The organism is Parabacteroides sp. CAG:2 (assembly GCF_000436315.1).
GTDB lineage: Bacteria > Bacteroidota > Bacteroidia > Bacteroidales > Tannerellaceae > Parabacteroides > Parabacteroides distasonis.
Genome location: NZ_FR885289.1, coordinates 24883 through 40891, shown reverse-complemented (window position 1 = coordinate 40891; position 16009 = coordinate 24883). Strand labels below are relative to the sequence as shown.

Sequence of the window (16009 nt, the reverse complement as noted above, 5' to 3'; positions counted from 1 at the left end):
TTCCGTACGAACTATGTCCATCTATAACGATAAAAATTACATAGACAATGTAATCAATCTAAACTTAATTAAAAAACAAAGCAAAATGACAAAGAATGAATCTAAGCTATTATCCATTCAGGGGATAGCTAAAGCCTCAGCGTTCTGTTTGCTGCTTTCTGCCTTCTCTGTAAACGCCGCTATGGCCGCTCCCGCTCCCGCAGGCACGGTTGATGAAGTAATGGCAGTGCAGCAAGGCAAGAAAGTAACAGGTGTGGTTGTTGACGGTACAGGTGAGCCTGTTATTGGCGCTAACGTGGTGGTGAAAGGCACTACAAACGGTACGATCACTGATTTCGATGGAAATTATACGATCGAGGGTGTGCCCGCCGACGGAGTTTTGGTGATTTCCTATATTGGTTATTTATCTCAAGAGATCCCTGTAGGCAACCAATCTGCAATCAATGTTACATTGAAAGAAGATACACAGACTTTGGATGAGGTAGTAGTAGTAGGTTACGGTACGATGCGTAAATCGGATGTAACAGGTTCTATTTCTACAGCTAAAGGAGAAGAGATGTTAAAAGCTCAAAACTTTAGTGCATTGGATAACTTGCGTGGTAAGGCTGCCGGTGTAAATATCTTCTCTAACTCTAGCCAGCCGGGTGCTTATGGTAGCCGTGTTGTTATCCGTGGTCAAGCGACAATTAATGCCTCTTCTGATCCGTTGTATGTTGTGGACGGCGTAGTAATGGAGAACTTCTATTTGATGAACCCGAATGACATCGAGTCTATGGAGGTATTGAAAGATGCTTCCGCTACCGCTATCTATGGTGCTCGTGGTGCCAATGGTGTTATCATGGTTACTACGAAACGTGGTAACAAAGAAGGTGGAACGAAGGTTAGCTACTCTGGTTCTGTAAGTTTGGCTCATCGCGCTCGTAAGATGGATACGATGAATGCGCAGGAGTGGTGCGATGCTTTTATGCAAGGTATTGAGAATGAGAATAGATGGGGATCTGATAAGGATGGCAATCCATTTAACTGGTCTACTAATCGTGCGGATTGGTTTACAGATCGTCGTTTCTTCGATTCTAACGGTAATCCTCTTTATGATACAGATTGGCAAGATGAGGCAACTCGTACAGCGATCTCTCATAACCATCAATTGAATGTTCAGCAAGGTGGCGAGAAATCATCTATGGGTGCATTTTTGAACTATACTGATAACCAAGGTATCATGTTGAATACCTATTCAAAACGTTTGAATGCAAAGATCGCTTATGATGCGAATCCTACAACATGGTTATCTACAGCGATCAACTTGGCGGTGAACCATACTTGGGGTAACTCTACTCCAGAAGACGGTGGTGGACAGGATGCTCGTCGTACTATGATTGAAATGGTTCCTTGGATGCCGGTTCAATATAATGGCAAATATACCTCCACCAATACTCCAGAAGGGATGCCAATGGACTTTGAGGCAATGTCTAACCCTGTTCATATCTTGAAGACCTATAAGAATATGAACTATAATACAAAAGTATTCGGTAATGCAGCCTTGACATTCCATATCATCGAAGGTTTGGATTTGAAGACTCAATTCGGTGTTGACGCTAACTTTAAGACTTTGCATAAATATATGCCAAGTGACTTGGTGAATTTGGCATATGACCAACATGGACGTGCTGAAAGATATCATGCAAATACTCTTTATTGGCAGGAAGAGACTTACTTGACTTATAATAAGACGATTGGCGAGCACCGTATCAACGCTATGGCCGGTTTGTCTTGGCAGGAGCGCAAGTATGATTATTCTAGAATGTATACAGAAAACTTCACTACCGATTTCTTTGAGGACTTCAATATGGACGCAGGTACGAAGCCTGATGCTCCGAAGACTTATTGGGAACGTTGGGCTATGAACTCCTATTTCTTACGTTTCGCTTATACATTCAAGGATCGTTACTCCGCTACAATTACTGGTCGTTATGACGGTTCTTCTAAGTTTGGTAAGAATAATAAATATGCGTTCTTCCCATCAGCGGGTTTGGCTTGGAACATCACGCAAGAAGACTTTATGTCTGATCAAAATACGATCAGCAACTTGAAGTTGCATACCAGCTACGGTTTGACTGGTAACTCTGAGATTGGTGTTTACAAATCTTTAGCAACAGTTAAGAGCGAAACGTTATTATTGAACGGAACACGTAATTCCTATTCTTATTTAAATAGATTGCCTAACTCTGATCTGAAATGGGAGAAAACCGCCCAGTTCGATATAGGTTTCGATTTAGGTTTGTTCAATAATAGAATTACGTTAGATGCTTCTTATTACAACAAGAAGACTTCTGATCTGTTATTGGATGCTCCGGTTCCTCATACAACAGGTTTCGAGACTGTTTATAAGAATATCGGTTCTATCCGTAACCAAGGTTTGGATCTGATGTTATCTACTCGCAATATTGATACAAAAGACTTCACATGGACAACATCCATCAATGCTAACTTCAATAAAAATAAGATCTTATCTTTGGGTGACAATGACGAGGATATCTTGAAAAACGAATGGGTGAGCGGTGCTTCTATCTTGCGTGTAGGCGAAAGCGTAGGTAGTTTCTATGGTTACAAACGTTTAGGCGTTTATACAATAGAAGATTATGAAGCTGGTAACTGCCAGAAGAAACAGATCGGTCGTGCGAAACGTTCTTCTGAGCGTGAGATCATAGGTAAAGGTGTACCCGATTGGACTGGATCTATGATCAATACATTACGTTACAAGAATTGGGATTTCACTTTGGATTTACAATTTGTCGCTGGTGTTCAGACCTTGCAACAGTTCTATCACTCTACATATGACCGTTTCGGACAGACTAACGGCTTGACAAATATCTTGTATGACGCATATAATGGAACGAATCCTAATTCTATGCAGCAAGCTATCTGGTTGTTCAACGGTGGTCACGCAGGACAGGATACTTTGACAGACTCTCAATGGGTGGCTAATGGTTCTTATTTACGTGCGAACTTAATCCAGTTAGGTTATACTTTTGACTCAAATCAATTGGCAAAGACTCCGTTTAGTAGCTTACGCCTATATTTGAATGTGAACAATGCGTTCTTGATTACAGCGAAAGACTTTAATGGGTACGATCCTGAAAGTACATCTCAGATCTCTACATCTAACGGTTCAGTATCTCCAGAACAATTTGGTCAGAATATGGCCTTCTTCTCTTATCCGAGAGCTAGAACGTTTACGTTGGGTGTAAATGTAATATTTTAATTAATTAAATTATTCAGAAAATTGCAATGAAAAAAATATTAACAACAGCTATTTTATGTGCGGGATTGGTAGGATTTACCGCATGTGACAGTTTTTTGGATGAGGATCCGAAGTCGTCCTTGACTTTGGATACCTATTATAAGACAAGTGCTGATATTATTGGCAATGTCAATTATCTATATCGTGATGGTGCTCCTGATAAGATGGGTAATATGACTGGTGCTTATAGAGGTTCTAGCTTGTCTGTAATGAACATGGTAACTGGTTATTTCGTGAATGAATATGAAGGTCAGGAAGTAGACTGTTCCTATGCTCGCCAGTTGACTCGTCAGGACTTTACGCAATCTTGTTGTAATTATTTGACTAATGACACTTGGAAAAGTTGTTATAAGTCGATCAATGTAGCGAACGCAGTTATCAAGTATGTTGATGGTGTGGAAATGGATAATCAAGCTCAGTATAAAGCAGAGGCTCGTTTCTTCCGTGCATTGAACTATTTCTATCTTGTAAAAATGTTTGGTGATGTTCCAATGGTTACAGAACCTACAGAAGATGCTACTTTGGTTGAATATCCGACTCGTACGGCTGCATCGGAAGTTTTCAATACAGTTATCATTCCTGATTTACAGTTTGCTGTAGAGAATTTACCTAATGCTACTTTTGCAGGAAATAGTCACCGTGTGACAAAATATGCGGCTGATATGTTGCTGGCCGATGTTTACATGAGACTAGGAGAGTACGCTAATGCGGTTACTCCATTGAAAGATGTAATCAATAGCGGAAAATTCGCTTTGGCTACTAACGATAACCTTGCGGAAGGTAGTGCGTTCAATAAGTTACGTACAACAGATGATCTGCCAGAGGTTATTTATGCCCGTGAATATGACGCAGCTATTTCTCCTAACGGTAATATCCCGGTTCACGCATTCAATTTGATTTCTCCGACATTCTTCGCTAATTCTTCTACTGGAAACAAATACTCTTTGTGGGTAAATGTGTATGGTGTTAGCGAGCGTTATTTGAATGTGTATGGTGAGAAAGACTTGCGTGCCCAGATGAATCAGTTCTTCCATCGTACATATACGCATCCTGTTGATGGAACAACTCTGGATATGAAGATGCTTTGTAACTGGTACTGGTATGATGAGACTGCTATCTTAGAGACTGGTAAGGGTACGAAAGACTGGAACTTCTATCGTTATGCTGAAACATTATTATCTGCCGCTGAAGCTATCGCTCAGTCTAGTGGGGTAAACGCTGAGGCTGCCGGCTATTTGGCACAAGTTAAGGCACGTGCTAACATGGAAGGTAAGGATGTTTCTACAATCGCTTCCGAGCTTCAAAGATTAGGCAAGCAAGCTTTTATTGAAGAGTGCTGGAAAGAGCGTTTACGTGAGTTCCCATTGGAAATGAAGATTTGGGATGACTGTGTTCGTACAGGTAAATTCCCTCAAATCTCCGCTACAAACAAAGGTGAGGTTCAATTCGTTGATTTAATTGGCGCTAAGAATGGTAGCGGTGCTACATTCAAGGCAACAGACTTATACTGGCCGATCCCTGTAAACGAGATCCAACGTAATCCGAATTTAACTCAGAATGAGGGATATTCAGCGAAGTAATTACTTTTTATTTCAATAACTGATGGCTGAAAGGGAAGGATGAGTGATTATTCTTCCCTTTCTTCCTTAATACAAGAACCCCATCATCCATAACGGGATCTTATTTTTATATCATCCGCAACGATAAAACCGTCCGGTATCCCTTCTATTGGTGAGTACCTTTTTCGTTTGCCACCGATCTCGAACGTATAAATTCCATCCACTAAAAAATCGTTGGCTTCGCTCATACTTTACAAATTTATCCTTTCTATTTTATCTGTAATACTCGGATGTAAATCTAAGGTTGTTACTTGGTGAGACTTTTTCAATTGGTTCGCAAAGAACGTCTCCCGCATGTTGCCGATATTCGCTTTCAAAGGCGAGAGGATATACATCAGATTTCTATTTTTCAAGTAGATATTGTCCGGCTTTTGCAGGCGAGAGATACCAAAAGTAGAAACAGTTGTAGGTCAGCTTACTTTCTGCCAATACGTTTAGATAAGTCAATAAAACGTTTCTCGTGATACTAATCCATTCGCAGAGCTTACTGATATTCGGGATAAAAGGGGCCGGTAAAGATAATTTGCAGTTCTGGCATATCATCGTATATATTCTTCAACTCTTGGCTTTACTGGGGGGATTTATGTACCTCATCCAAGTGTAAGCGTGTTCCTCCTCGTTTCACGAAACGATCCGCAAAGTCATATAATGTATTGTCAGAGAAATAGATACTATCTAAGCTGACATATATGGTTCGTTCGTCTTGCGGAAAATTTCGCTTGATATGCTGTTGCGGTACACTCCCCGAGCACCTCTTATACCGATCAACCGGGCATCCCGATTAATCTCGTACACCGTGCTTCTAATAAAGGCGGTAGAGGTAAATCGCAACTTCTTTCGATACATCTCTATCAATCGCTCCATAATCGTACTTATATATATGCAAATATAACAAATTGTTTATAGCAGAGAGCAATTTTGGGCGTTTTTTGTTTACAGAAGGAAGCAATTGCTTATCCTCTAGCCTGTGTCAAAGTAAAGGATGTTTATGAAGTACTAGTGACTTGGCAAAGTAATATATACTGCGTGGGCAAAATAAGTATATATCCTTTGAGTAAGTCAGTAGTACTGCTCAGAAAATCATTCTTTTTTCTTCACCTTCCAACCGTCCTTCTAACTTAGCAGAATCCAGTATGTCATTTCTTGCTCTTTTGTTTTCATAGTTGAAAGTGAATAATAAGACAACCAAACCAAAATTCTGTATATTATACATTGTTTCATGCAACTTGCTGACTAATCAAGCTACCAAAAAGAGAGGGAAGGATGATCGCTCATTCCCTCCCTCTCTAGCCATCAGTTATTGAAATTTATTATTGAACGGCATAACCCTCATTTTGAGTCAAACTCGGGTTACGTTGCATCTCGTTCAAAGAGATCGGCCATAACAAGTCGGAAGACTTGAAGGTCGCGCCGGAAGCGTTCTTTGCGCCAACTAAGTCAACGTATGTAACCTTACCCTTCTCTGTAGAAGAGATTACAGGGAACTTACCTGTACGCAAACAGTCATCCCAAATCTTGAATTCCAACGGGAACTCACGCAAACGCTCTGTCCAGCATTCCTCGATAAAGGCCTGCTTACCTAATTTCTGAAGATCGGCAGTAATTGCGGCTACCGTCTTACCTTCCATGTTTGCACGAGCCTTAACTTGTGCCAAATAGCCGGCAGCCTCAGCTGTTACACCTTGAGACTGAGCGATAGATTCAGCAGCGTCAAGCAAAGCCTCTGCGTAACGGAAGATATCACGGTCTTTCGTAGAACGTCCTGTGTTCAACAAAGCGTCCTCATCATACCAGAACCAGCAACCACAAGCATTCTCAGGAGCCGTCCAAGTCTTGCCATTATCCGGATTTGTATAATTCCAATGGAAGAATTGATTTGGCTGGATACGTAAGTCGTTTGCCGCATACACGTTCAAGAATTGATTCGTTGGCCCGTATGTACGCTCAAAGATAGAATACGTACCAAATATAGCTGTAGCCGCTGAGTTGAACGCATAAGTAGGCCACCAACCACCGTTACTGATCGTTGCGTTGTACTCATAAGAATAGATAGACTCAGCCAAACCGTCTGTCGTACGGATCTTATTATAGGCAGAACCCAATGCTAAATCATCGTTGGTTGCCAAAGCATGCGGAGAATCGATCACCGTCTTTACCGCAGAAGCAGCGTCGGCATACTTACCTTGTTGCATATAAACGGAAGTCAAAACCATAGCGGCAGCATACTTCGTGATACGGTTACTATTGTTGTAGAAAGTAGCAGCCGGCAAAGCATTAACGGCATCCTTCAAGTCGGATTCGACCTGAGCATATACTTGCTCTACAGAAGCACGCTCCAAATACATGTTCTCCATAGATTCGTACGGCTCTACTGTCAATGGAACACCACCAAAGATCTTCACCAAGTTGAAGTAGTTCCAAGCTCTAAAGAACTTTGCCTCACCGATCAAACGATTTGCCAAAGACTGATCCATTGAGATCTCGGGGATATACTTGATAGCGCCATTAGCTACGTTGATAGCCTTGTAGCAATCATCCCATATACCGTCAATAGTTACGGAAACAGTCATCGTATTCTGCTGACGAGTCAACTCGCGAGAATATTTACAAGTCAGCTCCTGACCTTCATAACTGTTTGTAAAGTAACCGGTCAATTGTCCTGTGATAGAGGCAAACGGACCTACGTAAGCACTACCCGCACCTGTGAGCTTACTTGAAGCTCCCGTACGATACAAATAGTTCACGTTAGCCTGAGCTTGAGCCTCTGTCTGGTAATAATCCGGGGCTGTCAACGATGACTTCGGTTTCTCTTCCAAGAAATCATTACATGCGCTGAACCCGGTTAAACAAGCGCATGCAATCGCTACTGTCAATATTTTTTTCATTTCTAAAAATTCTACTGATTAAATGAATTAAAATGTTACATTAACACCGAACGTGAAAGTTCTCGCTCTTGGATAAGAGAAGAATACCATGTTCTGACCGAACTTATTACTATCACCCTGCGATGTACCTTCAGGATCGTAACCTGTGAAATCGCTAGCAGTAATCAAGAATAAGTTATTCGCACTTGCGTACAAACGCAAAGCAGACAAACCGATCTTGCTAATCACGTTTGAGTCAAAAGTATAACCCAATTGCAACATGTTACAACGCAAGTAAGAACCATTGGCGATCCATTGAGAATCTACTGTCGTATCCTGACCTGCATGGCCTGAGTTACACAAGTAAACAGCCTGTTGCATCGTGTTCGGGTTCGATCCGTTATATGCGTCATATAAAATATTGCTCAAACCATTCGTGATACCGAAACGGTCGTAAGTAGAGTGGTAGAACTGTTGCATGGTCTCAACACCCCATACGAACTGCAAGTCCATCGTCAAATCGAAGTTTTTGTAAGAGAAGTTGTTGATCCAGCTTCCAGTCCAGTCCGGCATACCTTTGCCGATGATCTCTTTCTTATCCGTACGTTTCGCACGACCGATCTGGTTCTTCTCGCACAAGCCGTTATTGAAATCTTCCTCCGTATAAACACCCAAACGTCTGTAGCCATAGAAAGAACTCATGTTCTCACCTACACGCAAGATACTTTCAGAACCACCTACCCAGCTGTTCATCTCGATATCCTCATTATTGTCGCCCAACTGAAGGATCTTGTTCTTGTTGAAGTTTAAGTTAATCGTAGAACTCCAATTGAAGTCTTGTGTCTGAACTGGGCGTGCGCTGATCATTAAGTCCATACCTTGGTTTCTTACAGAACCGATATTCTTATACACTGTCGTGAAACCTGTAGTGTGAGGAATCGGGCAATCCAACAATAAGTCGGTTGTCTTCTTGTTATAGTAAGCTACATCGAAAGACAAGCGGTTCTGCCAGAATCCAATCTCGAAACCAACATCAAACTGACCAGTCTTCTCCCATTTCAAATCCGGGTTCGCCATAGAGCTGATGTAAGAATACGGAGCGCGAATATCGTTGATCAAAAGCGTACCAGAAGAAACACGAGCCAATGACCGATAAGTGTCAATCTCGGAGTTACCAGTCAAACCGTAGCTAGTGTGCAACTTCAAATTGCTGATCGTGCTTTGATCTTGCATGAAATCCTCTTGAGAGATATTCCAAGCCAAACCTGCAGATGGGAAGAACGCATACTTGTTGTTTTCACCAAACTTAGAGGAACCATCGACACGACCTGTTACGGTTGCGGAGTAACGATCTTTATATGTATAAGCGAAACGCAAGAAATAAGAGTTCATCGCCCACCGATCGTAAGAAGACTCAGGAGATGCCGGAGTTGTACCTGCGGACATATTATTGTCCTCAAAGAAATCATCCGAGAAACCTTCTGTTCGTGCCTTATTCCACTTTTGCACACGCTCTTGCCAAGACAAACCAGCCATAGCGTTGATACGATGATCACCGAATACCTTATTGTAAGTCAAGTAAGTCTCCTCCTGCCAATAAAGTGTATTCCAATTTTGGTACTCAGCCCAACCATTCGGCATGGAGATGTTGTTCAAATCGATAGAAGAATAACCTCTATACGTTTTATTATGATGGTCAAGACCTAGTTGAGTCTTCAAATCCAAACCTTCAGCCAAGTGGAATGTCAAAGCGGCGTTACCAAACACCTGCGTGTTGTAGCGCATACGTTTTTGCATATCCAAGATCATGACTGGGTTAGACATACCCTCAAAGCCTAATACATCACCAATGGAAGAAGAGGTAGAAGTGGTATATTTACCATTCTTATCGCGAATCGGCATCCAAGGAACCATCTCGATCATGGTACGACGAGCCTCTTGGCCACCACCATCCTCAGGCGTATAACGCCCCCATGTATGGTTAACCAATACATTGACTGCCGTAGACAACCACTTCGTAGGATTTGCGTCGTATGCCAACTTCGCATTAATACGCTTATTATACGTATTGTTTACAATACCCTGTTGATCCGTATAGTTCAAGAAAGCACCCATTGAAGAGCTCTTACCCGCTTGTTGGATATTCAACTGATGGTTGTGAGAAACCGCGGTACGAGTAGCCTCATCTTGCCAATTCGTATCATACAGAGGATTACCGTTTGCATCAAAGAAATCTGAATCATTAAACCAATCAGCACGGTTCAAAGACCAATTTTTACCTTGCCACTTATTCTCGTTTTCCAGACCAATCATGAATGCGTCACACCACTCTTGGGCGTTCATCGTATCCATCTTACGAGCGATATGGCTTGCGCTGACAGATCCTTGATAGCTAACCTGTACACCTTCACCATCTTTCTTACCACGCTTCGTAGTTACCATGATAACACCATTGGCACCACGAGCACCGTAGATAGCGGCAGCGGAAGCATCTTTCAAGACCTCCATAGACTCGATATCATTCGGGTTCACCAAGTCGAAGTTCTCCATAACAACACCGTCTACCACATATAGAGGGTTTGAAGAAGCGTTGATAGTAGCCATACCACGGATAACGACACGGTTAGAATAAGCACCCGGCTGGCTGGAGTTTGAGAAGATGTTTACACCAGATACCTTACCGCGCAAGTTGTCTAGCGCACTAAAGTTTTGATTCTTTGTCAAGTCGTCTCCTTTAGCCACACCGATAGAACCGGTCACGTCTGACTTACGCATCGTACCATAACCTACAACTACAACCTCGTCCAAAGTTTGAGTGTCCTCTTTTAAAGTTACTTTTATTGAAGATTGATTTCCCACCGGGATCTCTTGGGACAAATAACCGATATAGGATACCACCAAGATGTCATTTGCGGACACGCCTTCCAACGAGTAATTACCGTCGAAGTCCGTGATCGTACCATTTGTAGTGCCTTTCACCACCACGTTAGCGCCAATAACAGGCTCACCAGCACCATCAACAACCATACCTGTCACTTTCTTACCCTGCTGTACGACCATCACTTCATCAACCGTACCTGCGGAAGCGGGAACGGCCATAGCGGCGTCTACAGAGAAGGCAGAAAGCAGCAAACAGAACGCTGAGGCTTTAGCTATCCCCTGAATGGATAATAGCTTAGATTCATTCTTTGTCATTTTGCTCTTGTTTTAAATTAAGTTTAGATTGATTACATTTATATGTAATATTATATTGTAGAATAGACATAGTTCGTACGGAACTCGCATGTGATATTTAATCTTTTTCGGGAATGATAAAAGTGCGATGAATAGGGCATGATCTAGCTCATTGGATTTCTTTTTTCTAATTCTTTTTGTTAGATTTGCACCTAGATTCGTATAATGCCAGAAATTCATAAGAAAGAAAGGGATATTTCTAAATAAATGACACGAGAATCACTTTCTATTCATGTTAATTAAATGGATATTTGTAGTCCAACTATGAATATAAAACACAAAAACGGATAAATTATATTATTAATTAAATAGCTATATCATGAAGAAAAAAAGCGTTTGGGCTTTAGCTTTAGCGGCGATGTTGATGTGGGTGGGAAAACCTGCGGTAGCGGCTGTGAATGAGGCTTTTGATCCAGTAGAGTATGTAAACCCGCTAATGGGTACGCAATCTTCTTTTGAGTTGTCTACAGGAAATACCTATCCGGCGATCGCTCGTCCGTGGGGTATGAATTTCTGGACTCCTCAGACAGGAAAGATGGGAGATGGATGGCAGTATGTATATACGGCTAACAAGATCCGTGGCTTTAAACAGACCCATCAGCCAAGCCCGTGGATCAATGATTACGGACAATTTGCAATCATGCCGGTGGTTGGTAAACCGGAATTCGACCAAGATAAACGTGCGAGCTGGTTCTCGCATAAAGGAGAGATCGCCAAGGCTTATTACTATAAGGTATATCTGGCGGAGCATGACGTGGTAACGGAATTAACGCCGACAGATCGTGCCGCTATGTTCCGTTTCACTTTCCCGGAAAACGAGCATTCTTATATCGTGGTGGATGCCTTGGATAAGGGGTCTTATATCAAGGTGATTCCGGAGGAGAATAAGATCATCGGTTATTCAACGAAGAATAGCGGTGGGGTTCCCGATAATTTCAAGAATTATTTTGTGATCGAGTTTGATAAGCCTTTCACATACGAGGCTACATTTGCCGACGCTTCTTTGAAAGAGGGTGCGAAGGAGCAAACGAGTGACCATGTAGGAGCCGTAATCGGTTTCAAGACGAAGAAGGGTGAAATCGTTCATGCGAAGGTGGCTTCCTCTTTTATTAGCTTCGATCAGGCCGCTATCAACATGAAGGAATTAGGTAACGATAACTTTGATACCTTGGTTCAGAAAGGTAAGGATGTTTGGAATGAGCATTTGAGCAAGATCGAGGTTGAGGGTGGAGATTTGGATCAATATCGTACGTTCTATTCTTGTTTCTATCGTTCATTGTTGTTCCCTCGTAAGTTCTATGAGATCAACGCTCAGGGCGAGGTGGTACACTACAGTCCGTATAATGGTGAGGTATTACCGGGTTATATGTTTACCGATACCGGATTCTGGGATACGTTCCGTAGTTTGTTCCCATTCTTGAACTTGATGTTCCCGTCGGTAAACAAGGAGATGCAAGAGGGCTTGATCAATACATATAAGGAAAGCGGCTTCTTCCCGGAATGGGCAAGTCCGGGCCACCGTGGTTGCATGGTCGGTAATAACTCGGCATCTATCTTGGTAGACGCTTATATGAAAGGCGTGAAGGTTGACGATTTGGAGACTCTATATAAAGGTTTGATCCATGGTACGGAAAACGTTCATCCGACGGTTTCTTCTACAGGACGTCTGGGGCATGAATATTATAATAAGTTGGGATATGTTCCTTACGATGTGAAGATTAACGAGAATGCCGCTCGTACATTGGAATATGCTTACAATGACTGGTGTATCTGGCAGATCGCTAAACAACTAGGCCGTCCGAAAAAGGAATTGGATTTATATGCCCGTCGTGCGTTGAACTATAAGAACCTGTACGACAAGGAAACCAAGTTGATGCGTGGCAAGAATGAGAATGGCGAGTTCATGGCTCCGTTCTCTCCGCTGAAATGGGGTGACGCTTTCACGGAAGGTAATAGCTGGCACTATTCATGGTCTGTATTCCACGATCCTCAGGGATTGATCGACTTGATGGGCGGTAAGGATTCATTTGTGATGATGCTTGACTCCGTATTTGCTGTACCGCCTTTGTTCGATGATAGCTACTACGGTGGTGTGATCCACGAGATCCGCGAGATGACCGTGATGAATATGGGTAACTACGCTCACGGTAACCAGCCGATCCAGCATATGATTTATTTATACAACTATGCGGGTCAACCTTGGAAGGCTCAATATTGGTTGCGTCAAGTAATGAATAAGATGTATACTCCGGGTCCGGATGGTTATTGCGGTGATGAGGATAATGGCCAGACTTCCGCTTGGTATGTATTCTCAGCGTTAGGATTCTATCCGGTAGCTCCGGGTACGACCCAATATGTGTTGGGCGCTCCGCTGTTCAAGAAGGCTACGATCCATTTTGAGAATGGAAACAACTTGGTGATCAACGCCCCGAACAACAGCGATAAGAATATCTATATCGAATCTATGACGTTCAACGGCAAGAACTACACCAAGAATTATTTGGATCATAACGATTTGTTTAAGGGTGGTGTGATCGACTTCAAGATGGGTGACAAGCCGAATATGAATCGTGGTATTAATCCGGAGGATATGCCTTACTCATTCTCCGTAAACGAGGAAGGGATCAATAAACTTTCCCCTATTTCCGTAAAACCTAGTAAAAAGAAGAAATAAGCAATTAAGATGAATTTCATTCATAAACCATTAATGTCAGGCATAGCGATATGCCTGACATTTTTCGCATACTCCTGTGCTACACCGGAGAAGATGGAAAACAAGACAGACTTTACCGCATATGTAGATCCTTATATCGGATCGGGAGAGCACGGACACGTATTTGTCGGGGCGAACGTTCCGTTTGGAGCTGTTCAGGTAGGTCCTCAGAATATTTTTAAGGGATGGGACTGGTGTTCCGGTTATCATTACTCCGATAGTATCATTATCGGATTTAGTCATACGCATTTGAGCGGAACCGGATGCTCTGATCTGGGGGATATCCTTCTGATGCCTTATACGGGCGAGGTACGTACCGCCCGTGGCGAGCAAGATAATATAGAGGGAGCCGCTTCTTCCTATTATAAACATGCCAACGAAGCCGTAGCTCCGGGATATTACTCTTTGCTGATGGATAATGGCGTAAAGGCGGAGTTGACAGCGACCGAGCGTGTAGCCTTACATCGTTATACGTATCCGTCGGGAAGCGAGCATCGCCTCTTGATCAACTTGAAGGAGGGTATCGGTGATAAAGCGTATGACACTTATTTGAAGAAGATTGATGAGTACACGATCGAGGGGTACCGCTTTTCCAAAGGTTGGAGCCCACGTCACAAAGTATTCTTTACGTTGAAATGTGATCAGCCGATCGAGTCTTTGGCTGTATTCAACGATGATGAGGCCGCAGGTAATGATGAGTTGACGGGCGAGTCCGTTAAGGGAGTGATTACCTTTAAGGGAGATGCCCCGACCGCCTTGGTAAAGGTCGCTATCTCTTCCGTAAGTTGTGAGAATGCCTTGGCTAACTTACGTACGGAGCTTTCTCATTGGGATTTCGACGAGGTTCGTAACGAGGCTATCGATAAATGGAATGACCAATTGTCTTGTATCTCCATCGATACGAAAGATGAGCGTGCCAAGAAGGTTTTCTATACCGCCATGTACCATGCGTTTATCGCTCCGACATTGTATTGCGACGCAAATGGCGATTTCCGTGGCCATGACGATAAGGTGTATACGAACAATACTTGGAAGAACTATTCCACTTTCTCTCTATGGGATACGTATCGTACCTTGCATCCGTTGTTCACGATTATCAAGCCTCAATATGTGTCGGATTTGGTGAACTCGATGTTAAGCATTTACGACCAGCAAGAGAAATTACCGATCTGGCCGTTGATTGGTGGTGAGACGGATCAAATGCCGGGATATAGCGCTGTGCCTATTATCGCGGATGCCTATCTGAAAGGTTTTACCGGCTTTGACGCCGACCGTGCGTATCGTTATATGGTTGCTTCCTCTGTCTATGAGAAGCAAAACGGGGTGCCGTACGTGTTGGAAAAAGGCTATATCCCTTGTGATAAGGTACGTGAGGCTACTTCTATTGCGATGGAATACGCAGCCGATGATTGGGGTATCGCCTTGATGGCGAAAAAAATGGGCAAGACGGAGGATTACCAGAATTACTTGAAACGTGGTAAATATTATACGCAGTATTTCGATAAGGATATCAACTTTATCCGTCCGAAAATGAATGATGGCAGCTGGCGTACGCCGTACGATCCGATCCAGTCCATACATAGCGTAGGCGATTTCTGTGAGGGAAATGGTTGGCATTATACATTCTTCGTGCCCCAGCATCCGGAAGGCTTGATCGAGTTGATGGGTGGCGACGCTCCGTTTATCTCGAAACTGGATTCTTTGTTCTTGGTGGAAGGTGAGTTAGGAGAGAACGCCTCTCCGGATATCAGTGGCTTGATCGGCATGTACGCCCATGGAAATGAGCCGAGCCATCATGTCACTTATCTTTATCCTTACGCCGGCGAGCAATGGAAGACAGCCGAGAAAGTTCGTTACATCCAAGATGTGTTCTATACCGACCAGCCGGAGGGCATCATCGGAAACGAGGATTGTGGCCAGATGTCCGCTTGGCATATCATGTCTGCCTTGGGATTTTACCAAGTAAATCCTTCCAATGGCGTGTTCGTGTTCGGTAGCCCGTTATTCGATAAGGCTTCCGTTCATTTGCCGGAGGGTAAGACTTTCGAGGTCGTAGCCCAGAACAACAGCAAGGAGAATGTATATATCCAATCCGTGTTGTTAAATGGTAAACCTTATAACAATTCTTATATCCTGTATGATGATATCGTGAAGGGAGGGAATCTTACCTTTGTGATGGGAAGTACACCGAATAAGGAGTTCGGAGCTGCCCCGGAAAATCGTCCGAAGACGGCTGAGTAAATAGCTCCCTTACCAGTGAGCGGCTTGCTCAGTTACT

At 43.0% G+C, this 16009-nt stretch carries 8 protein-coding genes; 4 read left to right on the top strand and 4 right to left on the bottom strand.

Annotated features, from left to right (window positions below):
- Window positions 1-85 precede the first annotated feature (85 nt).
- Together QVP94_RS08860 and QVP94_RS08855 are read left to right on the top strand one after the other, a co-directional pair.
- Window positions 86-3262, top strand: a complete 3177-nt coding sequence (locus QVP94_RS08860) for a SusC/RagA family TonB-linked outer membrane protein (RefSeq protein WP_022192405.1) — start codon at window positions 86-88, stop codon at window positions 3260-3262.
- 26 nt (window positions 3263-3288) lie between these two features.
- Window positions 3289-4881: a RagB/SusD family nutrient uptake outer membrane protein gene (locus tag QVP94_RS08855; protein WP_008779636.1), complete on the top strand. Its 1593-nt coding sequence runs from the start codon at window positions 3289-3291 to the stop codon at window positions 4879-4881.
- 83 nt (window positions 4882-4964) lie between these two features.
- Here QVP94_RS08855 and QVP94_RS08850 read toward each other — a convergent pair whose 3' ends face one another.
- From QVP94_RS08850 to QVP94_RS08835, 4 genes are all read right to left on the bottom strand, one after another.
- On the bottom strand, window positions 4965-5108 hold the full coding sequence (locus tag QVP94_RS08850; protein ID WP_005866422.1) for a hypothetical protein: 144 nt from the start codon (window positions 5106-5108) through the stop codon (window positions 4965-4967).
- Between the two features lie 487 nt (window positions 5109-5595).
- Window positions 5596-5784 (bottom strand): hypothetical protein, encoded by a 189-nt coding sequence (locus QVP94_RS08845; protein WP_005866426.1) that lies wholly within the window; start codon window positions 5782-5784, stop codon window positions 5596-5598.
- Window positions 5785-6230: 446 nt separating this feature from the next.
- Complete coding sequence (locus QVP94_RS08840) at window positions 6231-7805, bottom strand: RagB/SusD family nutrient uptake outer membrane protein (protein WP_005866428.1); 1575 nt, start codon at window positions 7803-7805, stop codon at window positions 6231-6233.
- 27 nt (window positions 7806-7832) lie between these two features.
- The gene (locus QVP94_RS08835; RefSeq protein WP_022192404.1) at window positions 7833-10979 is read right to left on the bottom strand and encodes a SusC/RagA family TonB-linked outer membrane protein; all 3147 of its coding nucleotides are present in this window, start codon (window positions 10977-10979) and stop codon (window positions 7833-7835) included.
- Window positions 10980-11337: 358 nt separating this feature from the next.
- On the opposite strand from QVP94_RS08835, the gene QVP94_RS08830 reads away from it, so the two are divergent.
- Both QVP94_RS08830 and QVP94_RS08825 read left to right on the top strand, forming a co-directional pair.
- Window positions 11338-13692 (top strand): GH92 family glycosyl hydrolase, encoded by a 2355-nt coding sequence (locus QVP94_RS08830; RefSeq protein WP_022192403.1) that lies wholly within the window; start codon window positions 11338-11340, stop codon window positions 13690-13692.
- A 9-nt stretch (window positions 13693-13701) separates the two neighbouring features.
- Window positions 13702-15972, top strand: a complete 2271-nt coding sequence (locus QVP94_RS08825) for a GH92 family glycosyl hydrolase (RefSeq protein WP_022192402.1) — start codon at window positions 13702-13704, stop codon at window positions 15970-15972.
- Window positions 15973-16009: the final 37 nt, after the last annotated feature.

Bases quoted from the DNA above. Each gene is read 5' to 3' on its own strand.
- QVP94_RS08860 (WP_022192405.1), top strand. From the start codon at position 86: ATGACAAAGAATGAATCTAAGCTATTATCCATTCAGGGGATAGCTAAA.
- QVP94_RS08855 (WP_008779636.1), top strand. From the start codon at position 3,289: ATGAAAAAAATATTAACAACAGCTATTTTATGTGCGGGATTGGTAGGA.
- QVP94_RS08850 (WP_005866422.1), bottom strand. From the start codon at position 5,108: ATGAGCGAAGCCAACGATTTTTTAGTGGATGGAATTTATACGTTCGAG.
- QVP94_RS08845 (WP_005866426.1), bottom strand. From the start codon at position 5,784: ATGGAGCGATTGATAGAGATGTATCGAAAGAAGTTGCGATTTACCTCT.
- QVP94_RS08840 (WP_005866428.1), bottom strand. From the start codon at position 7,805: ATGAAAAAAATATTGACAGTAGCGATTGCATGCGCTTGTTTAACCGGG.
- QVP94_RS08835 (WP_022192404.1), bottom strand. From the start codon at position 10,979: ATGACAAAGAATGAATCTAAGCTATTATCCATTCAGGGGATAGCTAAA.
- QVP94_RS08830 (WP_022192403.1), top strand. From the start codon at position 11,338: ATGAAGAAAAAAAGCGTTTGGGCTTTAGCTTTAGCGGCGATGTTGATG.
- QVP94_RS08825 (WP_022192402.1), top strand. From the start codon at position 13,702: ATGAATTTCATTCATAAACCATTAATGTCAGGCATAGCGATATGCCTG.